The organism is Tamlana sp. s12, from assembly GCF_016767215.1.
GTDB classification, from domain to species: Bacteria; Bacteroidota; Bacteroidia; order Flavobacteriales; family Flavobacteriaceae; genus Pseudotamlana; species Pseudotamlana agarivorans.
The window spans coordinates 2,985,952-3,010,708 of sequence record NZ_CP068547.1 but is presented as its reverse complement, the minus strand read 5'-3'; the positions used below and the strand labels follow the sequence as shown (position 1 = coordinate 3,010,708).

Genomic DNA, 24,757 nt, shown 5'->3' with positions numbered 1-24,757 from the left:
ACCTTCAAAAATTAAATTATTTTTTCAACTTTTAATGGCTGTAAACAAGGAACTCGAATTGGCATGGGCGTTTGTAAATAATACAAACCGATCTATATTTTTAACAGGAAAGGCAGGCACAGGAAAAACGACCTTTTTACACCGTTTAAAAAGAGATAGTTTAAAGCGTATGGTTGTTGTGGCTCCTACAGGAGTAGCTGCTATCAATGCGAAAGGGGTTACTATACATTCCTTTTTTCAAATGCCTTTTGGACCTATTTTGCCAGACGCCGATTTAAATGCTTCACAAGGATTTAATAGAAAATTTAGCAAAACCAAAATCAATATTATTAAGTCTATGGATCTCCTGGTTATAGATGAAATTAGTATGGTACGCGCCGATTTACTAGATGGTATTGATAAAACCCTACGCCGTTATAGAGATAGAAACAAAGTTTTTGGTGGTGTGCAAGTGCTCATGATAGGGGATTTACAGCAATTATCGCCTGTAATAAAGGAACAAGAATGGGAACTTTTAAAACCCCATTACCGAAACGGCTTCTTTTTTAGTAGTCATGCCTATATGCAATGTGAAGCTATTTCGGTAGAATTAAAACATATTTACCGCCAAGAGAACCCTAAGTTTATTGATATCTTAAATGAAATTAGAAACAATAAGTTAAGTATCGCTTCCGCGGAAGAATTAAATAAACGCTATATCGCCGATTTTGAGCCCAAACCAGATGCAGGATACATCTCATTAACGACTCACAATAGAAAGGCTGAAGCCACAAATCAAGCAGAACTTGATAAATTGGATTCTAAAATATTTACCTATAAAGCTGAAGTAGAAGGGAAGTTTCCAGAGTATGCTTATCCAAATAATGAATCTTTAGATTTAAAGGTTGGCGCACAGGTTATGTTTGTAAAGAACGATAGCGATCCTTCCAAACGTTATTTTAATGGTAAAATTGGTAAAATCCTATATCTCGATAAGGATGAAGTTGTTGTGCATTGTCCAGACGATGACTTCAATATTGAAGTGAAACCAGAAGTTTGGGAGAATATTAATTACACGGTAGATAAAGAAACCAAGGCTATTTCTGAAGAAAAAATAGGTTCCTACACCCAAATGCCATTACGTTTGGCTTGGTCGATAACCATTCATAAAAGTCAGGGGTTAACCTTCGATAAAGCCATTATTGATGCTGAAGGTGCTTTTGCACACGGGCAAACATACGTAGCATTAAGTCGTTGTAAATCCTTAGAAGGCTTGGTCTTAAAAAGTAAAATTCAGTCTAATCAAATTATAAGCGACATTAATGTGATTGCTTTTAATGAAAAGGCCGAACAAAATTCACCGGATGATGCTGTTTTAGAAGCTTCAAAAAAACGGTTTCAACTGGATCTCATTCATGAGATTTTCGATTTTTATGCCTTTTTATACCCCGTAAGTCGCATTTTGGATATTTATTACAAAAACAAATCGGTTGTAGAAGGTAATATAGAAGCGATCATGATTCCTCTTAAAGATAAGTTGGCCGATTTCTTAAAAGTGGCCAATGGTTTTATGGTGCAACTCAAACAAATTTCTGAAGAAGAAGGTTTGCCAGAGACCAGTCCCTTAATTCAAGAGCGGTTTAAAAAGGCGATTACCTATTTTAAAACCGAGACTGCTACACATTTTACAACACCATTAAAATCTTTTGCTTTTACGACAGATAACCAAGTTGTAGGTTCAGATATCACCAAAAACTTAGATGCTTTAGAGGAACTTCTGGATTTTAAAGTATTGTACTTTAATGAGCTAAATGAAGGGTTTCAAACCAAGTCCTTTTTAGAATTACGTACCAAAGCCATATTTCAAGAGAAAAATAAACCGAAACGTACTAGAAAATCGGTGGTCGACGGTACAAGTCATGTGGAACTTTTTGAGCGCTTACGAGTACTCAGAAATGAAATCGCGGAAGCTAAAGGCTTGGTGCATTTTCAAGTATTTACTCAAAAAGCGCTTTACGAAATGTGTGAAAACCTTCCATCAACTAAAAGTGCTTTACTTAAGGTTAATGGTATGGGAAAAACCCGTGTGCAAAAATATGGTGATGCCATCTTAAAGGAAATTATTGATTATTGCGAGGAAAATGACATTGAAATAGAGAAAGACATCGAAATATTTAGTGATAAGCCAAAGAGGAAAGTTGGCGAAACCAAATTAGATTCTTTAGAGTTATTTAAAAAGGGAAAAACCATTAAGGAAATTTCAGATATACGTGAGTTAAATGAAAATACCATTTTCGGACACCTGGCGAGCTTTATCCCTTCCGGGGAAGTTGAAGTCTTGGATTTAATGTCTGTTGCTAATTATAATGATCTAAAAACGCTTATTCCACAGAAAACCTACGAGACCATTTCAGATTTAAAACATCAGTTGGATGATAAATATACTTATGGGGAGATTCGCTTGGTATTAAATGAGTTGGAGCATGTTAAGGAGTGATCATCTTAATTTTGAATAGTCATTAACTAATAACCACACCACCGAGATTTAATATCATGATACCATCGTCATAACGCTAAAATTTCATGTTTACCTTTTAAGTGCACTTTTTGTTGATGTAAAACAAGCTAGTTAAATTAAAAATTATCTATATTTAGACTCATGAATATCATTCTTCAAGCTTCTTTACAAACATTAAATAAATCTGAAGTTATTTTAAAACAATTGTGCAATACCCAATTGTCTGATGCCACAGTTTCACCATATTATTCTAGTATTGGAACGCATTTTAGACATATTTTAGATTTTTACGACTGTATTTTAAAGGGGACACCAAATAATAAGGTTGACCTTACCGCTAGAAGCAGAAATAAAAGGGTTGAAGAAGATTGCCATGAAGCTTTAAATTATCTAAATAAAATAATAGATCATCTTAAAGCTTTTCAATTTAATGAAACTCAATTAATAAGGGTCGTGGATGATTTGGGAACCGGAAAAATTGAAATTCCATACACCTATGGAGCTTTGTTATCCCAGGCAAATAGTCATACCATTCACCATTATGCTATTATCAATTATATTTTTGATCGATTGCATATAAAAATAAACGATTCTGACTTCGGATTTAACCCGAGTACGCCAAAAGAGAGTTTGATTAATAAATAGCTACAGCGTTTATTTCTTAAACATACTATCCATAATGGTTTTAAGACCTTTAAAAACCATAAAAACAGCCATAGCACATACTGCGCAACCTACAATTAAAAGCGGTAAGTAATAAGGAGATTCTGGCTTACTGTAAGCAAAACTTAATAAGATAGGGCCCATAAAAAGACTTAATGCAGCAAATACTAATATTTTAACGCCTTTAAATAATACCGTTTTATCCGTTCTTTTGGTTTTAGTTTCTTCCATTTGAATAGTTTTTTATAGCTTCTCTTACATTTTTATATTGCTCAAGTAACTCTGAAGCTGTTTTTTCTGAGACTTTAATTTCATCCATGATCATACGAATGCCACGGTCAACAAGCTTGTTGTTGCTTAACTGCATGTCTACCATTTTGTTGCCTTTTACATGTCCGAGTTGAATCATAGTCGTTGTCGTAATCATGTTTAAAACTAACTTTTGAGCCGTTCCTGCTTTCATTCTAGAGCTTCCCGTAACAAATTCGGGACCAACAACAACTTCTATGGGGAATTGTGCGGTTTGTGATAACGGACTATTTTGATTGCAAGTAATACACCCTGTAACGATGTTGTTATTATTACAGGTTTCTAAAGCAGAAATCACATAAGGTGTCGTTCCAGATGCTGCAATACCAATCACGACATCATTTTGTGAGATTTGATAGGCTTGTAAATCTTCCCAGCCTTGGGTGGTTGAGTCTTCAGCAAATTCTACCGCTTTTCGAATGGCTGTATCACCACCGGCAATGAGGCCGATAACTAAATCGTATGGCACACCAAAAGTAGGAGGGCATTCCGAGGCATCGACAATACCAAGACGACCACTGGTGCCTGCTCCCATGTAAAAAAGGCGTCCGCCACGTTTTAGTTTCTCTACAGTTTGTGAAATTAAGGCTTCAATTTGTGGTAAAGCTTTTTCAACCGCTAAGGGTACACTTTTATCTTCGTTATTGATGTTTTGTAATAATTCTGAAACCGACATCTTTTCCAGATGGTTGTAGTTAGAATCTTGTTCGGTTGTTTTTGTGAAACTCATGCGCCAAAAATACGTTTTTTTTAGTTTAACTTCAGTTGTATTCTTAATTTGAAGTGGAAACCTAGGTATAAAAAAAGCTCCTGTTTTCAGGAGCTTTTAAAATATATATGTTAATTGAGATTAATCTATAATCGCATTAAACGTGCTGCTAGGACGCATTACTTTGCTAACCAATGCTTCGTTTGGTTCGTAATAACCACCAATATCAGTTGGCTTACCTTGAATATCGTTTAATTCAGCAATGATTTTAGCTTCGTTAGCTGCTAATTGCTCAGCAATAGGAGTGAACTCTGCTTTTAAATCGGCATCATCATTTTGCTTAGCCAATTCTTGAGCCCAGTATAAAGCCAGGTAAAAATGACTTCCTCTGTTATCTAATTCACCAGCTTTACGAGATGGTCCTTTTCTATTTTCAAGAAGCGTGCTTGTAGCATCATCTAAAGTAGCTCCTAAAATATTAGCTTTCGGGTTGTTGTTTACGTTACTAAAGTGTTCTAAAGAAACGGCTAAGGCTAAAAATTCACCTAAAGAATCCCAACGTAAGTGGTTTTCTTCAACAAGTTGTTGTACGTGTTTTGGAGCCGATCCACCAGCACCAGTTTCAAATAAACCACCACCGTTCATTAAAGGTACGATAGATAACATTTTTGCACTAGTACCAACTTCTAAAATTGGAAATAAATCGGTTAAGTAATCACGTAATACATTTCCAGAAACAGAAATAGTATCTTCTCCTTTTATAAGACGCTCACAAGTAAATAAAGTAGCATCAACAGGTGATAAGATTCTTAAGTCTAAACCATCCGTATCGTGATCTTTTAAATACGTATTTACTTTTTTAATGATTTCAGCATCATGCGCTCTATTTTCATCTAACCAGAAAACAGCAGGAGTTTCAGAAGCTCTAGCACGTGTTACGGCTAACTTAACCCAGTCTTGGATTGGAGCATCTTTAGTCTGACACATTCTCCAGATATCACCTTCTTCAACATTGTGCTCTAATAAAGTATTTCCAGAAGCATCAATCACTTTTACAGTACCGTTAGATGCCATTTCGAATGTTTTATCGTGTGATCCATATTCTTCGGCTTTTTGAGCCATAAGTCCAACATTAGGAACTGTTCCCATTGTTGTAGGATCAAAAGCACCGTGTTTTTTACAAAAATCGATGGTAGCCGAATAAATTCCAGCATAACTACTATCTGGAATAACAGCTTTAGTATCTTGTAATTCACCAGCAGCATTCCACATTTGTCCAGACGTACGAATCATTGCAGGCATAGACGCATCAATAATCACATCACTAGGAACGTGTAGGTTAGTAATACCTTTATCAGAATTTACCATCGCGATGGCAGGACCGTTGGTATAAGCCGCTTGAATATCAGCTTCTATAGCTTGACGCTCTTCAGTTGGTAATTTTTGAATAGACTCTATAACATTACCAAACCCAGAGTGAACATTTACACCTATTTTTTCAAAAGTTTCAGCGTGTTTAGCGAAAACATCTTTGAAAAAAGTTTTAACTGCGTGTCCAAAAATAATAGGATCGCTCACTTTCATCATCGTAGCTTTCATGTGTAATGAAAACAATACGCCAGTTTCTTTAGCATCAGCAACTTGAGCTTCTAAAAAGCTTAATAAGGCTTTTTTGTTCATTACCGTTGCATCGATAATTTCACCATCCAATAAAGCTAAGTTTTCTTTTAAAACAGTAGTCTCTCCAGTAGATGAGGTATGTTGAATACTTACTGTAGTCGCATTAGCAATGGTTGTAGATTTTTCATTATGTGCAAAATCACCTTCGCTCATAGTAGCTACGTGAGATTTTGAATCGCTTGTCCAAGCACCCATTGAATGCGGATTCTTTTGAGCGTAATTTTTAACAGCTTTTGGCGCACGTCTGTCACTGTTTCCTTCACGTAAAACAGGGTTTACGGCACTACCTTTAACTTTATCGTAACGGGCTTTGATGTCTTTTTCAGCATCGGTTGCAGTCTCATCCGGGTAGTTAGGAATGTTAAATCCTAAACTTTGTAATTCTTTAATAGCCCCTTTTAATTGAGGTACAGAAGCACTAATGTTTGGTAATTTTACAATATTAGCTTCAGGCTTTTTTGCCAACTCGCCAAGAATAGCTAAGTCGTCAGATACTTTTTGATCATCTGTTAAAAAGTCTGGGAAAACAGCTAGAATTCGGGCTGCTAATGATATATCTTTGGTTTCAATGTCAATACCAGAAGATTTAACAAACGCTTTAACAATAGGTAAAAATGAGCGCGTTGCTAACGCCGGAGCTTCGTCCGTTTTTGTGTAAATTATTTTAGACATTAGTGTCGGATTTATTTAATGAATTATTTAGAGCTAAAACGTTGTAGTTAGTAATTGTAACATTTTTAGCCACGCGAATATACGAAATTAGATACGTAATTTAAATCAATCATTATACGAATGGTTTTTTTGCTTAAAATTTTTGTAATAATGAAAAAATAGTATTGATAAAGTATGGATATGACAAAATAATTGTGAAGATTTTGTTAAAAAACAAAAGCCATATCCCTGCAGAACTAAATCTACTGTGACATGGCTTTCTCGAAATAACCTTACTAAACCTATTTTTAGCATTTCACTAAAAATTTTAAAATTTTCAATTAAACTTTCAGCTTAAGTATTGTTATTTCAATGAAACATTCATTTAATTTTCAAAATGTATTGACTTATTAACTAAATGCTTCTGTTAATTGCTTTTTTATACTAATAAATCCTTACTCGTTTAAACGATGATTTATCTAGTAATACTTTCTAGCAGTATATTCATTTTGATTATCCTGACTAAAGCGTCTTGTTTCAATAATAAACATTACATTATAAATCTGCAACTCTTGAAACGCAACTTGATCTTTTTAATTACTTCATAACGAATATGAAATAGCGATCTAAAAAAGCAACCTTTAAATATATAAGAACGTTTATTCTGTTACTAAATTACGAAAAATAACCGCTATTGCCAAGAGTTTTAACATTTTAATTATCAACGGTTTATAAACAGGAGTTGTTAACATTTGTTCATAAAAAAAAGCCTTGATAAAAATCAAGGCTTTTAAACACTACAATTGTAGTTGTATTATGCTTAACGTCTACGCTCAGTAATTCTGGCTTTTTTACCAGTAAGACCTCTAAAGTAGAAGATTCTTGCTCTACGTACTTTACCACGTTTGTTAACTTCAATTTTTTGTAATGCTGGTAAGTTCACTGGGAAGATACGCTCTACACCAACAGTTCCAGACATTTTTCTAATTGTGAAAGTTTCAGAAGCACCAGTTCCTCTTCTTTGGATTACTACACCTCTAAAAAACTGAGTTCTCACTTTTTCACCCTCTCTAATTTCGTAGTATACAGTAATTGTATCACCAGCTGAAAATTCAGGTAATTCTTTTTTTGCTACAAATTCGTCTTGTACAAATTTTACTAAAGATTCCATATCTTTAAATTTTATTATGTTTAATTCAGAACAACATTCACGATTCTCGCCAGAGGTTAACCCGAAATTGGCTGCAAAAATAATCATTAATTAATTATTTGCAATTTTTTATTCTATTTATTTTGGTGTTCCCTTGCAGGTCAGGCTATCCGCTATATCTTTTTTGTTGAAAACCTGTGTTTTTTAGTCAAATTTCAGGTGCCATTTTAACACTATAGTAGCTTTAAAATGCGTGAAACACAAAAAAGGATGCCGCTTCTATCCTTAACACAAGTAAACCTTATGTTTAAACGGGTTAAATTTTTTTGAATAGCCTCCCTAATCTTCCAACAAATCTGGGCGTCGTTCCTTGGTTCTCAAATAGGCTTGTTCTTCACGCCATTTTTCAATCTCAGGCAAGTTGCCACTAAATAGTAATTCAGGAACTTTCCATCCTTTGTATTCACGTGGCTTTGTGTAAATAGGTGGCGCTAGTAAGTTATCCTGAAAAGAATCGGTTAGGGCAGAAGTCTCATTACCTAAAACCCCTGGTATTAACCTTATAATAGCATCACAAAGTACCGCAGCTCCTAATTCACCTCCCGATAGGACATAATCACCAATCGAAATTTCACGGGTTATAAATTGATCACGTACACGTTGGTCTACACCTTTGTAATGTCCGCATAAAATAATAATGTTCTCTTTTAAAGATAAATGATTGGCGATGCCTTGTTTTAAGGTTTCTCCATCGGGAGTCATGTAAATCACTTCGTCATAGTCACGTTCCGCCTTTAAAGCCGAAATACATTTGTCTATAGGTTCAATCATCATCACCATGCCAGCGCCACCTCCAAATTGGGTGTCATCAATGGATTTGTAATTGTCGCTGGTATAATCCCGTAAGTTATGAAAATGGACTTCCACTAAATTCGCTTCTATAGCTCGTTTTAGAATGGAAGCTTCAAACGGACTTTTAAGTAACTCCGGTAACACCGTAATAATATCTATGCGCATGATTTTATTTAAGAGGGACAAAGATAATTTAATTGTTTGAGAGTTTCATAACTTAAATTTTTATGTCTTTTTTTAAAGAATCAGCAGAAAATGAAACTCAATCTATTGCCCTAAATATTAAAACGAATGCATTAAAAACGTTAAAAAATACGCAAAAATTCGTTCTAGGTCTTTTTTATGCTATAAATTGAAAATTTTCTAAGTAACAAGTACCAATTATGCTTTTGTAAAGGAGGGTAAATCAACCTGTTTTTTGTTGTTAAAAGCGGTCGGTTTCAGTACATTTGTTACCTTAAATAAAAAGAAAACTACTTAAATATATAACTAAACAAATAACAATGAGTGACAAAAAAAAAGCATCAGTAACTTTCGATGTGTTAATTGAAATTCCAAAAGGTAGTAGAAATAAGTATGAATACGATTTTACATTACATAAAATTCGTTTCGATCGCTTATTATTTTCATCAATGATGTACCCTGGTGATTACGGGTTTATTCCAGAAACATTAGCATTGGATCAAGATCCTTTAGATGTATTGGTTTTAGGACATGAGCCAACTTATCCTATGGTGGTTATGGAAGTAAGACCTATTGGCGTGTTTTACATGACCGATGAAAAAGGGCCAGATGAAAAAGTAATTTGTGTACCAGTTTCAGATCCTATTTGGAGTAATAAAACTGATATTTCTGATTTAAATCCACATAGATTAAAAGAAATCGAGCACTTTTTTAAAGTGTATAAAGATTTAGAAAAGAAAAAAGTAGATACTGGTGGATGGGGTAATGCCGAAGCTGCAGTAAAAATTTATCACGAGTGTGTTAAACGCTACGATGAAAGTGAACACAAGAAAAAAAGAACGTTCACTATTTAGAACGATTTCTTAATACTATATTTTAAAGACCACCTCAAATTTTTGAAGGTGGTCTTTTTTTGTCAAAACCCAACCTACTTTTAACTAAATTATTATTTCATCAATCTGAATTTATTTCAGATTCTCATAGTCATATAAATGTATTGTGATGAAATTCTATGTCGAACACAGAATGACGCAAATTCTAACTTTATAAATCTCCTCATTTTTAATTGGAGTTTCATTTAGATATATATTAATTGAACTCTGGATTTATCTATTCCAATTTGAAGTTTGTGAAGCTGATAAATGTCATTGTTTTATAAAAAAGATATTTAAACAGAGGTTTTGTTGAGAAATCTTTAATTAATCCTTGCTTTTTTTATCACTTATATTTTTCTATTTTTAGCAGGATAAAAAAATAACTAATTATTAAATGACTAACTATTATGGAACTAATTGTAAAATTTTTACCGCTTTTTGGTGTATTGGCCTTAGCGTTTGTATTTATTAAAAGTGCTTGGGTCACTAAACAGGACCAAGGCAATGATGAAATGAGAAGCATTGCCAAGAATATTGCCGATGGCGCCATGTCTTTTCTTAAAGCGGAATATAAAATATTGTCGGTTTTTGTTATTGCTGTAGCTATCCTACTTTATTTTAAAGGCAATGCTGAAATAGGATCCAATGGTATGGTGGCTGTTTCGTTTATTGTAGGAGCTATTTGTTCTGGATTGGCTGGTTTTATAGGTATGAAAGTCGCTACCAAGGCTAACGTGCGTACCACCAATGCCGCGAGAACGTCATTAGGAAAAGCTTTAGAAGTGGCTTTTGCTGGGGGTGCTGTTATGGGCTTAGGTGTTGTTGGACTAGGGGTTCTTGGTCTTAGTGGCTTATTTATGATTTATAGCGAAATGGGCTGGGGTATTAGCGAAGTGCTTAATGTGCTTTCAGGGTTTTCACTTGGTGCATCTTCTATTGCACTTTTTGCACGTGTTGGTGGTGGTATTTATACCAAAGCTGCCGATGTGGGTGCCGATTTAGTAGGAAAAGTAGAAGCAGGTATTCCGGAAGATCACCCTTTAAATCCGGCTACTATTGCCGATAATGTAGGGGATAATGTAGGTGATGTTGCTGGAATGGGAGCCGATTTATTCGAGTCCTATGTGGGGTCCATCATAGGAACCATGGTCTTAGGAGCTTTTATTATTACACCAGAATTTAATGGCTTAGGCGCGGTTTATCTGCCTTTGGTATTAGCGGCAGTCGGTATTGTTATGTCTATTATAGGGACTTTTTTCGTGCGTGTTAAAGATGGTGGAAATCCGCAATCTGCCTTAAATATAGGTGAGTTTGGTTCGGCTGGACTTATGGTTATAGCGTCATATTTTATAATTAACGCCTTAATTCCAGAGTCTGTGGAAGGTTTAAGCTTTGGTGCGATGGGGGTGTTTTGGGCTACAATCGCTGGTTTGGTAGCAGGTTTAGCCGTTGGTAAAGTCACAGAATATTACACAGGAACAGGAAAGAAGCCTGTTTTATCCATAGTAAAACAATCGGAAACTGGCGCAGCTACCAATATTATAGCTGGTTTAGGTATTGGCATGATGTCAACAGCCATTCCAATCATTCTTATTGCTGCGGCTATACTAGTTTCTCATCATTTTGCAGGACTTTACGGAATCGCTATTGCTGCGGTTGGTATGTTAGCTAACACAGGAATTCAATTAGCTGTAGATGCTTATGGACCAATTTCTGATAATGCGGGCGGTATTGCAGAAATGGCCGAATTGCCAAATGAGGTTCGCGAGCGTACCGATAAACTTGATGCCGTAGGAAATACAACTGCTGCAATCGGGAAAGGGTTTGCTATTGCTTCAGCAGCGCTAACAGCACTTGCTTTATTTGCTGCTTTTATGAAAACGGCTAATGTGGTTGCGATAGATGTGTCTAAACCAGATATTATGGCCGGTTTGTTAGTAGGTGGGATGTTACCTTTTGTGTTTTCAGCGCTGTCTATGAATGCCGTTGGTCGTGCAGCTATGGCTATGATTGAAGAAGTACGCCGTCAGTTTAGAGATATTCCTCAATTAAAGGCAGCCTTAAATGTGATGCGTAAATATGATTCTGATATGTCTAAAGCTACTGTTGAAGATCGTGCGATATTCGATGCTGCTCACGGGTATGCCGAGTATGATAAATGTGTTGATATTTCAACGAAAGCCTCAATTAGAGAAATGATTCTTCCAGGTTTATTAGCCATTGCCGTACCGGTTGCTATTGGTTTTATTGGTGGCGCTGAAATGCTAGGTGGTTTATTAGCTGGAGTTACAACCTGCGGGGTGTTGATGGCTATTTTTCAATCGAATGCAGGTGGTGCTTGGGATAATGCGAAAAAAACTATTGAGGAAGAAGGAAGAAAAGGTTCAGAGGCTCATAAAGCGTCTGTGGTAGGGGATACTGTTGGTGATCCTTTTAAAGATACGTCGGGACCTTCATTGAATATTTTATTAAAATTAATGTCGGTTGTTGCTTTGGTGATTGCGCCAAGTATTGCCGTTTCATCTGGAGCTTTAAATGCATACAATTCCGAAGACAATATAACAGAACAGGTGGCTCCTAATTCTATGTCTAAAGAGGTTAAAGTGGAAATGACAGATAACGGTGATGGTACTGTAAAGGCTGTAGTGACAACGATTACTACAACAAATGAAGAGGTGGTTACCAGTTATGATACCTTTCAAGGCACAGAAGCTGAAGTTAAGGCTAAAGTTGACGCAATAAAATTGGAATAAATTTCCTAAAAACTATATGTGTTGTCATATTGAGCTTGTCGAAATAAATTTAGTGAACTGATGGTCAAAGTCAGTTTCGACAAGCTCAACATGATAAATCAATAAGATCACCATGAAAAAACAATTTGAACTGAATTTTCATGGTGATCTTGTTTTATGTATTTGGTAGGGTATTTAAAATAAGCCGTTTATCTCGGCGTCAATGGTATTGATAACGTAACCTAAATCTTCAGGGTTGTCAACAAAATCCAGCTTATCTACATCTATAATAAGTAACTTTCCTTTATTGTATCCGTGAATCCATGCTTCGTAGCGCTCATTCAGGCGGCTTAGATAATCGATGCTAATCGTGTTCTCGTAATCGCGACCACGTTTTTGTATTTGTGCCACCAAATTAGGAATAGAACTTCGCAGATAAATTAAAACATCAGGACCTTGAACTAAGGACTCCATCAATTCAAAAAGCGATCGGTAGTTTTCAAAATCACGATTGGTCATTAAACCCATAGCATGTAAGTTAGGGGCAAAAATATGAGCATCTTCGTAAATGGTTCGATCCTGAATGATATCTTTTCCACTCTGACGAATTTGTAAAACCTGTCGGAAACGACTATTTAAAAAGTAAACTTGTAGATTAAAACTCCAACGTTCCATCTGATTGTAAAAATCATCCAGATAAGGGTTGTCCACCACATCTTCTAATTGCGGTTCCCACTTATAATGTTTAGCGAGTAATTGGGTAAGTGTCGTTTTTCCTGCTCCAATATTTCCTGCAATAGCAATGTGCATGGTCTTAATTTATTTTTAATTTGAATTGATGTACGCTTTCGTTGCTGTAAATATACAAGGTTTCATTGGTTACAAAAAAATCATTTATTAATAAATTTCCGGTATCGAGAGCATTTATAGTGTCACTGTTTTTTTTCAAATAAAATAAAGAATTTTCTTTTTTAAGGATGATATTTTCATTGCTTTCTACCATCGCAGTAAAGCCCTTATTTTCAGTTTTTTTAATCAAACTTCCAAAATAATTGTAGACGTAAAGGAATTTTTCGGTGAGTAACCAGCAGTAATTATAGTTGCTTTTTAAATCTAAAACCGCACTTTGTACAGGAACGGTTTGCGCTCTAGTGGTCTTCGATTTGTAGTCGAAAAGTTCAAGTTTTTGCTGATCCTGATTGAAAATCCATATCATATTATCATATCCCGTAGAAATTTTTGAAACATTTTTGTATGGTGTGATTTGATTGAAATCAATTTTAAAAATTTCAGCCAATCGATTATCAAGAATAATTACCGTATTGAAATCTTTATAAAAGAGATTGATTTTTAAAGGATTAAAAACGTTAGCTTCATATAAACTACCCAATTGTAAAGCGCTAAAGTTGGTGGTTTGACCTTTGTCTTTTTTATGAAACACATTGTTAGTGATGTAGTAGGTCGTTCCGAAATTATCAATCGAAATAAATGCATCGACTTTAAGTTCAATTTTTTTAATAAACTCGGTTTCTATAGTAGTTTGACCAAATAGAAGGGCTGTAAAAAAAAATAATATAAAGCAGGTGTATTTCATAGACTTTGGAAAATTACAAAATTCCAGCTGGTTTTAGTGTATAAAATCTTTTCCGACCTAAATAAACAATATTGTTGTTCATTTTTTTAGTTCAGTGATTATTAATTTAAATTAATGAGTTCATGAATCTCCTTTGTCGATTTCATTGATGAAAAAACGAACCAAAAAAATCTAGGCTTACGAATCTTTATCTAAATTTTTCGTTCGACAACTAAATTTCAGAAACTCGCTGGGATGTACAGTGCTTAATTTAAAATTCGTTTAGCTCAAACAGCCTGAAATTTTACGTTGTTTTCACTTCAAATTTTACGATAAATTTTCGATATGCCATAAAACTCGATTCATCTAAAACAACTTTATAGCCAACAAATAAATCGATGTTGATTTTTAACATATTCAATTATTTTCACTTTTTAACATATCGGCATTAAACCTTAGGGTGTTTATTTAGTCCAATGGGTTTTAGTGGATAGGAGATGTCATTCATAAGGACTTACTTCTGAAGAATCTTTTGCTTAATAGAAAAGAGATGCATCACTACGTTCTGCATGACAATCAGTGTTTTGTGAAACGTTGGATGTTGTCTTTCAGAAGGAGGTACGACTGAAGAATCTCTTACTAAAAATTAAAAAATATAGATTAACAATCAGAATTTTTTGAACAAGATAATTATAGCACGCATAAATACATTTTATATGATTTTCAAACATTTAAGAATCCAAGTCATCTTACTTTTTTTAACCGTTTCAAGTACCTTATTTGCTCAAAAAGATTTTCAAGGGAAAGCCTATTATGAAACTAAAACCTCCATAGATATGAGCAGTTTCGGTGGTAGAGACATGACCGAGGAACGTAAAAAACAGATTGCAGAGCGTATGAAAAGCGCTTTAGAAAAAACATTCATTCTAACCTTTAACCAATCTGAAGCTTTATATGAAGAGGAAGAAAGTCTAGATGCTCCAACTGGAGGTAGAGGGATGCGATTTGGTATGATGAATACGTCTGGTGGCGATCAATATAAAAATGTCAAGTCGAAGGCATTTATTCAGAAAAAAGACCTTTTCGGAAAGCAATTTCTAATTAAGGATAGTCTACAGAGTTTGGATTGGAAATTAACAGGAGAATCTAAAATTATAGGGCAATACACTTGTTTTAGAGCTGAAGCAGTAAAACCAAAAACTGGTTTTGATTTCAGAGACTTTAGACGACCACCACGCGATAAAGCAGAAGAGTCATCAAAAAAAGAAGATCAACCTGAAGCGGAGCAGCAAAATGATATTAAAGTTGTCGCTTGGTATACGCCGCAAATTCCAGTAAATCTTGGACCTGATGTATACTGGGGGCTACCTGGCTTAATTTTAGAAATTAGTGCAGATAACACAACCATATTGTGTTCTAAAATTGTGATTAACCCTTCCGATAAAGAAGATATTAAAGCGCCAACCAAAGGTAAAGAAGTGACTCAAGCCGAATTTGATAAAATTTCAAAAGAGAAAATGGAAGAAATGCGCGACATGTATAGAGGTCGTGGCCGTGGCGGACGTCGATAATTTAAACTTCAACTAAAACATTATTCATGAAAAAACTCATCTTTTTAACCCTCTTTTTGATGGCATTTGCCGTAAACGGACAAATAAAATTGGAAGGCGTGGTAAAAGATAGTGTTGGTGCGCCTTTAGAGCTAGCCAATGTTATTGCTATTAACAAACAAACACAAAAATTAGAGTCTTATGGGATTACAACACCCGAAGGCCGTTACCGCTTATCTGTTGAAAAAAATACAGCCTATAATATTCAAGTAAGTTATATAGGTATGAAAACCCTTCAAACAGAATTAATCACAACCACTGATGATGTGGTTAAAAATTTCACACTGGAGTATGACAATGCTTTAGATGCTGTAGAGTTGGTCTACGAAATGCCTGTGACTGTGAAGGGCGACACCATAGTTTATAACGCCGATTCTTTTACTTCGGGAACCGAACGTAAATTGGAAGACGTTTTAAATAAACTCCCTGGTGTCGAGGTAAATGATGACGGCGAGATAGAAGTAGAAGGGAAGACGGTTGGAAAAGTGATGGTAGAAGGTAAAGATTTTTTTGATGGCGATTCGAAAATAGCAACTAAAAACATTCCGGCTAATGCGATTGATAAAGTGGAGGTTTTAAAAAATTATGCTGAAATCGGACAATTAAGTGGGGTGACCAACAATCAAGATAATATTGCCATCAATATCAAATTAAAAGAAGGCAAGAAGAATTTTTGGTTTGGAAATGTTACTGGAGGTACTGGAGTTGCCGATGATGCTGGTTTATATCTCGCTCAGCCTAAATTGTTTTATTACAGTCCAGAGTATAGCATTAATGTGATTGGCGATATAAACAATATAGGCGAAGTGGCTTTTACACGTCGGGATTACTTTAATTTCACTGGCGGGTTTAGGAGTCCAAGTCGGAACAGTGGTACCAATATCAATTTAGGAAGCAACAGCCTAGGTTTTTTAACCGCTCAAAACAATCGAGCGAAAGAGATAAACACCAAGTTTGGTGCGGCTAATTTCAGTTATTCACCAAAAGAGACCTTAGACTTAAGTGGTTTTGCTATTTTTTCAAATAATAAAACCTTAATGGAAGAGCATCGGGCAACCCAATATACCGATCCCGAATTAGGTATACCAGACGAATATACTGAAAGCAATACGGTACAAAGAAGTGATTTGGGGATGCTAAAGCTAAGTGCTACCTATAAGCCAAATACCAATAATCAGTTGGATTATGATATTTTAGGACGTGTATCCAAAGAATCGCAAGAACAGCTGTTTTACTCTTCTGTGAACGGTGATGTGAATGAATTAGAAAGTGCCGATCCTTATAGTGTCAATCAGAATTTTAACTACTATTATACCTTAAACGACAAAAATATTTTTGCTGTTGAAGCGCAAAGTTTAATTCAAGATGAAGATCCGTTTTACAACGCCTTTATTGAAGATAAAGCTAATTATGATGATGTAGCCGATGCTTTGGGGCTTAACAATCTACAATCGGCGTACAACGTGTCCCAAGAGAAACGTGTGAAATCCAATCAATTGGATGCTAGATTGGATTATTGGCATATTTTAAATCAGAAAAGTGATTTGAACATAACTTTGGGAACCATCTATAGTAAGCAGGATTTTGATTCTAACATTTTTCAAACCTTAGACGATGGTACGCAAGTCGAGGCTATGCCTACCATAAATGATGGTTTATCCACTAATGATATTGGCTATCGATTTAGCGATGTGTATTTAGGGGCGCATTACCGTTTGAAATCTGGGTTGTTTACCTTTACTCCAGGGCTTTCTGCCCATGCTTACAGTTCTAAAAACGAACAGTTTAATGAAGAATATATTGATAATTTCTTCCGTTTATTACCAGATTTTAATGTGATTTTACAACTTAAAAAAAGCGAACAAATCACATTCAATTATGCCATGCAAACCGATTTTACCGATGTTAATCAGTTAGCACGAGGGTTGGTACTAAACAGTTACAGTTCGATATTTTCTGGAAATCCGGAGTTAGAAAGTGCCTTGTCTCATAATTTGAACCTGTCTTATTTTAGTTTTAATATGTTCAACTATACCAATGTGCGAGCACGTATTAATTATAGTAAAACGGTAGATAGAATAAGAACCAGTTCGCAGTTCGTTCCGGGAGGTGTGGTACGTGTAAGCTCGCCTTTTAATTCGGGCTTAGCCGACGAAACTGCTAGTGTTAGTGGAAACATTGATAAAACCATTGGTAAATTCAGGTCAACTTTAAATGCTAACCTGAGTTATAATAAGTTTAATCAGTTTGTAAATAATCAGGCCTCAACCAACGAAAATTATGCCCAGACCTACCGCGCTAGGGTACGTACTAATTTTCGAGAAGCTCCAAATTTTGAACTAGGATATCGTTTTACCATTCAGGATAACGATCAAGGGGCTAGTCGTACAAAATTTTATACTAATGCACCTTCAATAGATTTTGATGCCCTAATTCTTAAGAAATTCACATTTAAAACCAATTATGCTCATAACCGATTTAGCGACGAGTCTGGTACTTTAAACACCTTCGAATTCTGGGATGCTTCGCTATCTTATCGAAATAATAAAGATAGTAAGTGGGAGTATGAGTTAAAAGCGACAAATATTTTAGATACCAAATCTCAAAATACAAGTAGTTCAAGTAATTTATCTGTAAGTGCCACAGAGTATTACATTCAACCGCGATTTGTAACCTTTAGATTGCGTTACGAATTATAAAAAAACTTTAGTATTTTATTTTGCAGAACCAATAATGCGTTATATATTTGCGCTCGGTTTTGGGGAGATACTCAAGCGGCCAACGAGGGCAGACTGTAAATCTGCTGACTACGTCTTCGCAGGTTCGAATCCTGCTCTCCCCACAAAACAAAAAGCAAGCTGTAAAAAGCTTGCTTTTTTTGTTTTAACTCTTTTCTATATTTCTGAAGTACAGTCAAAAAAAAAGGGATCAATCCTAATTGTTGTGTTTATGCAAAAATTGTGGAAATTACTGAAAGATCGGTTTTATCATTTTTTTCAAATACTACCAATAACTGAATTTTTAGAACAGTATATTATCTACCAGCTATACTTTTTTATAAATGGTGGCGTTAGAAATTTAGCTCCTATACAAATGGTGAATGGTATATGTTTTAGTGCTATATCACATATCTATCTGAAGAAGTCTTACTTAACAATCTAATCCACCAACCGTGAAAACCACCTCTATTTCCTTTTTAGTCATTCTCATCCTATATTGTGCTCTAGCTTGTAAATCAAACATAAGTGAAATGCCTAAAACAGATCCACCGAAATCTGTCTTAAGTAGCGAAGTGCTTATTGAAAATCTTATAGAAGCCCAAGAACCAAATAGTATTTCTAAAAAAGCATTTGAAGAATTTAAAACAAAAAGCAACTATATAGAAGTTATTGAAGCTTACGATAAGAAAAACAAGCTACCAGGTTGGTTTAGTGAAACGCCTTATGATGAATTAAACTATTCTAATTTACCAACAGAAGCAAATACAAAGACCTATAGTAGCAATGATTTTGTGTTTGGTGATTTAAACATGGATGGTTTAAATGATGCTGTGGTTACCGGTGTTCGCTCTAATGGTTATAACGAAATTCACTTTTTTTACGTGTTTTTAAACCAAGGTGATTCCTTTAAACTGGTAGATGTGGCTTGCGAATCCGATCTAGCGGGATGTGAAGAGCAGGGGTGGCCTAATATATTTAGAAATCAGAAAATTGAAAATGGCTTGTTTACAGGGCGTGCCGTTTGTCATTATAACGATGCTCATTGTTGTCCTTCAATAACCCTTAAAAGCTATGCCAAATTAATAGACCAAAAGCTTAAATTTTACAAAGCCGATTTTATTACAGATGATGACGATTTCGTAAAATATAGACCAACGCCAGCCTTAGATTCTATTTTGACTAAGCCTCTAAAAAGGCACTAAAATTTCCACGCCCCATAATCCTAATCTCAAAAAATGATGAAGTTGAGGCGTGGTTTTAAACTACTATTACTCTATTTCTTGAAGTAAACTTGATATTTCGATGGCTGGATACCATGATGAAACGTTAGCATCATCAACATAAAATACAAAAGAATAGTTGTTAGATTTCATGCTACCAACATAAGATTGGTACCCGAACGATTGTCCGCCATGCCCATAAGAAAGGTCCATGATATTAATAATCCCTTTTCCGTAAGTTATGGCTCCTGCTACCATAGTTTGGAAATCTTGAGATTTAACATTTTTTATGGTATTCGGATCTTCAAACAACAAACCTTTATTCCATGCATCTATAAATGTTTGCATATCATCTAAATTGGATAAAATTTCTCCTGCTGGTCCTGCTAAAGTAAAAGGCATTAGTGCAACTTTACCTTTGTAATAACCTTGTGGTCTTTTATTTTCTGGGTATAATGATCCGAAATAAGTATTTTTAAGTTCTAAAGGATTTATAATATGCGCTTTAACGTAGTCTTGGTACGTTTGCTTCGAGAATTTTTCAATAAGTAATGCTAAAAGAATATAATTGGTATTACAGTATTCAAATTTCGACCCAGGAATAAAAAGTTTTTTTTCAGGGTTGCCTTTCGCCATTTCAATAAGGGCTTCATAAGTGAATTTTTCGCTTGGATCACTGTAGTGTGCGATTAATTTATCCTCGTCGCTTTCTACGTAATCCGGCAGCCCTGAAGTGTGGTTTAATAGGTTGATAACCTTTACCGAGTCGATATAATTCTTCCCATCTATAACAAGTAAGTTTTTATATAATTCGTCATTTGGTAAAATAGTGGTGAGACGATCGTCAAGGTTTAATTTATTTTGTTCTATAAGCTGAAGAATCGATGTGGCAGTAAATATTTTAGTACAACTACCAATCTCAAACAATTCATCAAATTCGCTTGGTTTTGTATTGGTTCTAGCATCAAGGCCACTGTAATAAGGTAATGTATTAGGACCTTTAATAACGGCTTTCATTTTGCAGCCATTGGTTTTTGCTACTTTATAAACGATGGAATCAAAACGTGTTTTTATGGAATCGGAAATTTGTACGGTTGCCGTTTCAACCTTCGGTTTAATGTCGTTATTCGTGGTGTTGGAGGTGTTTTTTTTACAAGCAATGATTGTAATTAAAAAAACAGCTAAGAGGGTAATTTTTTTCATGAGTTAAATTTAAAAGGAGATTATAATCATTTAATTTGAGTTAAATTTAATGATATCTTGTAAATAAACGGTTGAAAAATAAAAAAGAGGCTGTTTGAAAAGTAAATTCACCATCAAACTGATCTTGTCTAAATGCTTCAATGCATTAAAATCACTAGGGATTTCGACAGATGCAACCTGACAAATCAAATGTTATTGACTTTTCAAACAACCTCTTTGTAGTATACTTTATAAGGTTAGTAGCCTACATAATCGGTAATTTCTAAACCATAGCCTATTAAACCTACACGCTTACTTTGTTGTTGTGTGTTAGAAATAATACGCAGTTTATGAATGTTTAAGTCGTGTAATATTTGAGCACCAATTCCAAAATCTCTATTATCCATATTAATTTTTGGAGCTTTACTTACTTCATTTTCCACTTGGTGGTTTTTCAAGTAAGCCAATCGCTTAAGAATATTCATAGATTGTGCTTCTTGATTAATAAAAATGATAGCGCCTTTACCTTCATCATTAACCACTTTAAACATGGCGTTTAAATCATCGTCGGCTTTATTGGTTAGCGTACCTAAAATATCGTTATTAACTAATGTAGAATTGATTCTAGTTAAAACAGCTTCATCGGCTTTCCAAACGCCTTTAGTTAAAGCTAGATGAATTTGCTTGTTTGTGGTTTGTTCGTAGGCTCTTAACCTAAAACTACCAAAACGAGTTTCTATTTGGAAATCTTCTTTTTTCTCAATTAAAGAATCGTGTTGCATACGGTAAGCAACCAAATCTTCAATAGATACGATTTTGATATCATGTTTTTTAGCTACTTCCATAAGTTGAGGAAGTCTTGCCATGGTGCCATCTTCATTCATGATTTCAACAATCACACCAGCGGGTTTTAGGCCTGCTAATCGTGCAAAATCAATAGCAGCTTCGGTATGTCCTGTACGTCTTAAAACGCCACCTTCTTTGGCTACTAATGGGAAAATATGACCTGGTCTTGCTAAATCGTGCGGTTTTGTGTCTTCGTCAACAAGGGCTTTAACAGTTAAAGCTCTATCGGCTGCAGAAATCCCTGTAGTTACACCTTTACCTTTTAAATCAACCGACACGGTAAAAGCCGTTTCCATGTGGTCGGTGTTGTTTCTAACCATCATGTGTAAGTCTAAATCCTTACATCTATTTTCGGTTAGCGGTGCACAAATGAGTCCGCGACCTTGAGTGGCCATAAAATTTATAATCTCAGGCGTTATTTTTTCTGCGGCAGCTAGAAAATCACCTTCATTTTCTCGGTTCTCATCATCCACAACAATGATAACTTTACCATGTCTAATATCTTCAATAGCAGAATGGATGGTATCAAGCTTGATTTTTTGTGTGGTATCTTGTGTCATAGGTTCTTCTAATATCATGCTGCAAAGATATTGCTATTTTATAGAAATCAAACAATTTGATTACAGCTCTATTTTAATTCTGATTTTTGGAAACTTGGATTAACGGATCATGGATTTCATCTTCTTTCACATCTTTGTTAAGCATACGCTTTTGCACGATATACACAATAAAGAACAGTGGTAATCCAACTAAAATGTATAGAATCGAATTGGCGAAAACTTCCTTTTTTACATGCTTTTTGAAGTTTGAAAAACTAATAAACGAACGTGAAAGCGCAATGAGGTAAACCACTCCAATGACCACACCTGCAATAAATAAGCCTTTTCCAATGGATTCATAATGATTGTTTTCTAAAATTTTACCTACCAATACTAATGGGGCAAAAAACAGATAGAGGATAAGCGCAAGATTAGCATCTTCATCACATGCGTTTTTAAGTCGGATGGTTTCATCAAAACGCTCATCAGAATATTCACCAGTAAACTTTAATTGTTGTTTGGTAACGCCTCTTTCATTTAATATCTCTAATGCCGAGTTTTTATATTTAATATCATAATTGTAGTGTTTGTAATTTTTTATGATATCAATAAGTTTAGCATTATCATAAGTGGTTAAAGTTGTGTACTCATCGGTTTCAGTACTGAAAGTTGACAAGTCCTTTTCCTGAGGCTTAATTTTAAGTCTGAATAATTTTTTAAGCGGTTCTAGAATACCCTGACTTTCAAAAAGACCACGATCGGCAGTGGCACGTCTGGTTAAAAAGATACCTAATGGGAGCATAATAAGCGTTGAAAACCAACTGGCCAAAATAGGATTAAAACCACCACTCTTAGCACTGTTTGTTGAGAAAATCCCAATGAAGTGATACGTTAAAAATAGTAAAATAGCAATGACCATGGGTAAGCCTATACCTCCTTTTCTAATTAAAGCTCCTAATGGCGCACCTACGAAAAACAGAATGATACACGCAAAACCCAAGGCGAATTTTTCATGTAACGAAATAATATGTTTGTTAAGCCATGTCTGTGAGTTTCTCAGACTTTTTTCTTTTGTAGTTAATATTTGTTGGGAGCTAATAAGTGATTTATTAGCGATATCTACCAATTGCAATTGGGTTTTCGTATCAAAAATGTCTAGAATTTCACCAGTATAAAGTGAATCCTTATCAATGGTTTTAGAAGGAGCGAGGTATCGTATAAAACCTGTACGCTGATAGAGGTTTTTGGTAAATCCTTCATAGTCCGATTCACTTTTTTGTACTAATGAGTCGATGGCTTTATTCAAACCAGGAACATCAAGCATGTTGTATTTATCGGTTTGGGATTTATCGTCAAAATCAACCTTATTTAATTCCGACAAATCGATATTCATCAGTTTTTTATCGAAATTACTTTTTACAAAAGGTTTTTTCTCACGAGACTTATGAGTTTTTGTAGCCACATCATTATAATAATGGCCATCTGTTAAAATAAGCGTTAGCACATTGGAGTCTTCTTTACTAGTCAATTCTCCTAATTTGGCTTTAATAACGGTGGCATTGGTTCTTCCGTTGCTTCCTTTAATATGAATGGTGACATTGTCTAGAAACTGATCGCGATCACCGTGTTTTTTATCAAATTTTATGGTGTAATCACCCATCTCATTAAATTGACCTTCAGCCAATAACATGGCAGGCTTTAACTTGGCTATATTTCGTCTTAAATTATAAGAATTGTACTCAGCCCAAGGAATCACATTGTTTGAGAAGAAGAAGGTTACGATACCTAAACCTACAATAAAAATACTTAAACCAGACATGGCACGTTGGAGTGAAATCCCTGTGGATTTCATGGCTGCAAACTCATAATTTTCAGCAAAACTACCAAAAACCATAATGGAAGCTAGTAGGATGGTTAAAGGCAGCACCAAAGGAATTAGTTTCGGCATAAAGTAAAACAGAAATTTTACAATGACGATGATGTCTAAATCCTTTCCAGCTAACTCTTTAATATATAGCCAGATGGTTTGTAAAACAAAAATCATCATGAGTATTAGAAATACACTGATGAAAGTTTTTAAATAAGACGTAAGTATGTAGCGATCTAGTATTTTCACAAGTTCATTTAGTCTAGATTATTGATGTAATAATCTTTGTATTTCGTGGCATCAAAAGTAAACACATGGTTTGGTAATTGCTCATTCGTTTGGAAAGAATTTACAGTAAGTTTTGTTTGTGTACCATTATTACCAATTTGAATAAGGTTGTAAATGTGTTTTGTTTGTGCATCAATACCTAAAAGGATGTTTTTAATTTCAGAATTAGAATCAATAGGTGTTAATTTCACATACTGAATTTTTCGACCTTTTATATCTTGTTTGATGTCCATTTTGTAGGTGTAACCACTTTCGTAGAATGAAAGCATTTTACTTGGTGTGATAACATCTTTATCCTGATCGATGTGAGAAGATATGGTTACTTCTTCGTCTTCAGTACTGATGCTATAAAGTTTTTCACCATCGAAAAGCTGCGTTACCCCTAAAATGTTTAAACGGTATTTCTCGCCTTGTAAAATAACATCACCTTTAGTTTCTTGTTTTATATTTTCTGATGGGTTTTCAAGACTGTATTTGAAGTCTAAAGAAATATTATCGTAGCTTTTTATTTTTTTGGAAACCTGATTTAATAAGGTTTTAGCATCGTTCTGTCCGAAAGCGTTAAAAGAGACGGCGATTATAAGTATTGCAATAAATTTTTTCATGATTTA

Annotated in this window: 18 protein-coding genes and 1 tRNA gene; 8 read left to right on the top strand and 11 right to left on the bottom strand. The window is 34.8% G+C overall.

What is annotated here, in order from left to right; translation table 11 throughout:
* Positions 1 to 34: 34 nt before the first annotated feature.
* Both JJL45_RS12945 and JJL45_RS12940 read left to right on the top strand, forming a co-directional pair.
* Positions 35 to 2,476, top strand: coding sequence for a helix-turn-helix domain-containing protein (locus JJL45_RS12945; RefSeq protein ID WP_068602191.1), 2,442 nt, complete (start codon positions 35 to 37; stop codon positions 2,474 to 2,476).
* Between the two features lie 162 nt (positions 2,477 to 2,638).
* On the top strand, positions 2,639 to 3,142 hold the full coding sequence (locus tag JJL45_RS12940; protein WP_202664157.1) for a hypothetical protein: 504 nt from the start codon (positions 2,639 to 2,641) through the stop codon (positions 3,140 to 3,142).
* Positions 3,143 to 3,151: 9 nt separating this feature from the next.
* Here the strand turns inward: JJL45_RS12940 and JJL45_RS12935 are convergent, their stop codons facing one another.
* The 5 genes from JJL45_RS12935 to trmD form a co-directional block, all read right to left on the bottom strand.
* A complete protein-coding gene (locus JJL45_RS12935) occupies positions 3,152 to 3,391 on the bottom strand; it encodes a DUF6095 family protein (protein WP_068602194.1) in 240 nt (79 codons plus the stop codon).
* On the bottom strand, positions 3,378 to 4,199 hold the full coding sequence (gene murQ, locus JJL45_RS12930; RefSeq protein ID WP_068602195.1) for an N-acetylmuramic acid 6-phosphate etherase: 822 nt from the start codon (positions 4,197 to 4,199) through the stop codon (positions 3,378 to 3,380). The genes JJL45_RS12935 and murQ overlap by 14 nt, the downstream gene beginning before the upstream one ends.
* Before the next feature lie 120 nt (positions 4,200 to 4,319).
* Positions 4,320 to 6,530, bottom strand: a complete 2,211-nt coding sequence (locus JJL45_RS12925) for an NADP-dependent isocitrate dehydrogenase (RefSeq protein ID WP_068602197.1) — start codon at positions 6,528 to 6,530, stop codon at positions 4,320 to 4,322.
* 799 nt (positions 6,531 to 7,329) lie between these two features.
* The gene (rplS, locus tag JJL45_RS12920; RefSeq protein WP_067146553.1) at positions 7,330 to 7,680 is read right to left on the bottom strand and encodes a 50S ribosomal protein L19; all 351 of its coding nucleotides are present in this window, start codon (positions 7,678 to 7,680) and stop codon (positions 7,330 to 7,332) included.
* 318 nt (positions 7,681 to 7,998) lie between these two features.
* A complete protein-coding gene (trmD, locus tag JJL45_RS12915) occupies positions 7,999 to 8,676 on the bottom strand; it encodes a tRNA (guanosine(37)-N1)-methyltransferase TrmD (RefSeq protein ID WP_067146138.1) in 678 nt (225 codons plus the stop codon).
* Between the two features lie 338 nt (positions 8,677 to 9,014).
* On the opposite strand from trmD, the gene JJL45_RS12910 reads away from it, so the two are divergent.
* Positions 9,015 to 9,548, top strand: a complete 534-nt coding sequence (locus JJL45_RS12910; protein ID WP_068602199.1) for an inorganic diphosphatase — start codon at positions 9,015 to 9,017, stop codon at positions 9,546 to 9,548.
* A gap of 428 nt (positions 9,549 to 9,976) precedes the next feature.
* Positions 9,977 to 12,322 carry a sodium-translocating pyrophosphatase gene (locus JJL45_RS12905; protein ID WP_068602202.1) on the top strand — a complete coding sequence of 782 codons (2,346 nt, stop codon included), beginning with the start codon at positions 9,977 to 9,979 and terminating at the stop codon, positions 12,320 to 12,322.
* Positions 12,323 to 12,496: 174 nt separating this feature from the next.
* On the opposite strand, the gene JJL45_RS12900 is transcribed toward JJL45_RS12905, so the two are convergent.
* Positions 12,497 to 13,111, bottom strand: a complete 615-nt coding sequence (locus JJL45_RS12900; protein WP_067146144.1) for a deoxynucleoside kinase — start codon at positions 13,109 to 13,111, stop codon at positions 12,497 to 12,499.
* 4 nt (positions 13,112 to 13,115) lie between these two features.
* Entirely contained in the window at positions 13,116 to 13,895 is a 780-nt protein-coding gene (locus tag JJL45_RS12895; RefSeq protein WP_068602203.1) for a hypothetical protein, read from the bottom strand.
* A gap of 695 nt (positions 13,896 to 14,590) precedes the next feature.
* Between JJL45_RS12895 and JJL45_RS12890 the strand changes: the two genes are divergently transcribed.
* The 4 genes from JJL45_RS12890 (at position 14,591) to JJL45_RS12875 (ending at position 19,406) form a co-directional block, all read left to right on the top strand.
* Positions 14,591 to 15,445 (top strand): GLPGLI family protein, encoded by an 855-nt coding sequence (locus tag JJL45_RS12890; protein ID WP_068602204.1) that lies wholly within the window; start codon positions 14,591 to 14,593, stop codon positions 15,443 to 15,445.
* Positions 15,446 to 15,471: 26 nt separating this feature from the next.
* A complete protein-coding gene (locus JJL45_RS12885; RefSeq protein WP_068602207.1) occupies positions 15,472 to 18,183 on the top strand; it encodes a TonB-dependent receptor in 2,712 nt (903 codons plus the stop codon).
* Positions 18,184 to 18,244: 61 nt separating this feature from the next.
* Positions 18,245 to 18,326: transfer RNA gene (locus JJL45_RS12880), tRNA-Tyr, on the top strand.
* A gap of 408 nt (positions 18,327 to 18,734) precedes the next feature.
* Positions 18,735 to 19,406 (top strand): hypothetical protein, encoded by a 672-nt coding sequence (locus JJL45_RS12875; RefSeq protein ID WP_068602209.1) that lies wholly within the window; start codon positions 18,735 to 18,737, stop codon positions 19,404 to 19,406.
* 66 nt (positions 19,407 to 19,472) lie between these two features.
* Here JJL45_RS12875 and JJL45_RS12870 read toward each other — a convergent pair whose 3' ends face one another.
* The 4 genes from JJL45_RS12870 to JJL45_RS12855 all read right to left on the bottom strand — a co-directional run bounded on the left by JJL45_RS12870 (position 19,473) and on the right by JJL45_RS12855 (position 24,751).
* Complete coding sequence (locus tag JJL45_RS12870; RefSeq protein ID WP_068602211.1) at positions 19,473 to 20,627, bottom strand: serine hydrolase domain-containing protein; 1,155 nt, start codon at positions 20,625 to 20,627, stop codon at positions 19,473 to 19,475.
* Between the two features lie 236 nt (positions 20,628 to 20,863).
* Positions 20,864 to 22,030, bottom strand: coding sequence for a 3,4-dihydroxy-2-butanone-4-phosphate synthase (gene ribB / locus JJL45_RS12865; protein WP_242521390.1), 1,167 nt, complete (start codon positions 22,028 to 22,030; stop codon positions 20,864 to 20,866).
* A 55-nt stretch (positions 22,031 to 22,085) separates the two neighbouring features.
* Positions 22,086 to 24,107 (bottom strand): LptF/LptG family permease, encoded by a 2,022-nt coding sequence (locus tag JJL45_RS12860; RefSeq protein ID WP_082935856.1) that lies wholly within the window; start codon positions 24,105 to 24,107, stop codon positions 22,086 to 22,088.
* An 8-nt stretch (positions 24,108 to 24,115) separates the two neighbouring features.
* The gene (locus tag JJL45_RS12855) at positions 24,116 to 24,751 is read right to left on the bottom strand and encodes a LolA family protein (RefSeq protein ID WP_068602215.1); all 636 of its coding nucleotides are present in this window, start codon (positions 24,749 to 24,751) and stop codon (positions 24,116 to 24,118) included.
* Between the last annotated feature and the right edge of the window lie 6 nt (positions 24,752 to 24,757).

What these genes read in the sequence shown, in the direction of transcription:
- JJL45_RS12885 (WP_068602207.1), top strand. Translation starts at nt 15,472, where the DNA reads ATGAAAAAACTCATCTTTTTAACCCTCTTTTTGATGGCATTTGCCGTA.
- JJL45_RS12855 (WP_068602215.1), bottom strand. Translation starts at nt 24,751, where the DNA reads ATGAAAAAATTTATTGCAATACTTATAATCGCCGTCTCTTTTAACGCT.
- rplS (WP_067146553.1), bottom strand. Translation starts at nt 7,680, where the DNA reads ATGGAATCTTTAGTAAAATTTGTACAAGACGAATTTGTAGCAAAAAAA.
- JJL45_RS12895 (WP_068602203.1), bottom strand. Translation starts at nt 13,895, where the DNA reads ATGAAATACACCTGCTTTATATTATTTTTTTTTACAGCCCTTCTATTT.
- JJL45_RS12890 (WP_068602204.1), top strand. Translation starts at nt 14,591, where the DNA reads ATGATTTTCAAACATTTAAGAATCCAAGTCATCTTACTTTTTTTAACC.
- murQ (WP_068602195.1), bottom strand. Translation starts at nt 4,199, where the DNA reads ATGAGTTTCACAAAAACAACCGAACAAGATTCTAACTACAACCATCTG.
- JJL45_RS12905 (WP_068602202.1), top strand. Translation starts at nt 9,977, where the DNA reads ATGGAACTAATTGTAAAATTTTTACCGCTTTTTGGTGTATTGGCCTTA.
- trmD (WP_067146138.1), bottom strand. Translation starts at nt 8,676, where the DNA reads ATGCGCATAGATATTATTACGGTGTTACCGGAGTTACTTAAAAGTCCG.
- JJL45_RS12870 (WP_068602211.1), bottom strand. Translation starts at nt 20,627, where the DNA reads ATGAAAAAAATTACCCTCTTAGCTGTTTTTTTAATTACAATCATTGCT.
- JJL45_RS12875 (WP_068602209.1), top strand. Translation starts at nt 18,735, where the DNA reads ATGCCTAAAACAGATCCACCGAAATCTGTCTTAAGTAGCGAAGTGCTT.
- JJL45_RS12945 (WP_068602191.1), top strand. Translation starts at nt 35, where the DNA reads ATGGCTGTAAACAAGGAACTCGAATTGGCATGGGCGTTTGTAAATAAT.
- JJL45_RS12925 (WP_068602197.1), bottom strand. Translation starts at nt 6,530, where the DNA reads ATGTCTAAAATAATTTACACAAAAACGGACGAAGCTCCGGCGTTAGCA.
- JJL45_RS12940 (WP_202664157.1), top strand. Translation starts at nt 2,639, where the DNA reads ATGAATATCATTCTTCAAGCTTCTTTACAAACATTAAATAAATCTGAA.
- JJL45_RS12935 (WP_068602194.1), bottom strand. Translation starts at nt 3,391, where the DNA reads ATGGAAGAAACTAAAACCAAAAGAACGGATAAAACGGTATTATTTAAA.
- JJL45_RS12900 (WP_067146144.1), bottom strand. Translation starts at nt 13,111, where the DNA reads ATGCACATTGCTATTGCAGGAAATATTGGAGCAGGAAAAACGACACTT.
- ribB (WP_242521390.1), bottom strand. Translation starts at nt 22,030, where the DNA reads ATGATATTAGAAGAACCTATGACACAAGATACCACACAAAAAATCAAG.
- JJL45_RS12910 (WP_068602199.1), top strand. Translation starts at nt 9,015, where the DNA reads ATGAGTGACAAAAAAAAAGCATCAGTAACTTTCGATGTGTTAATTGAA.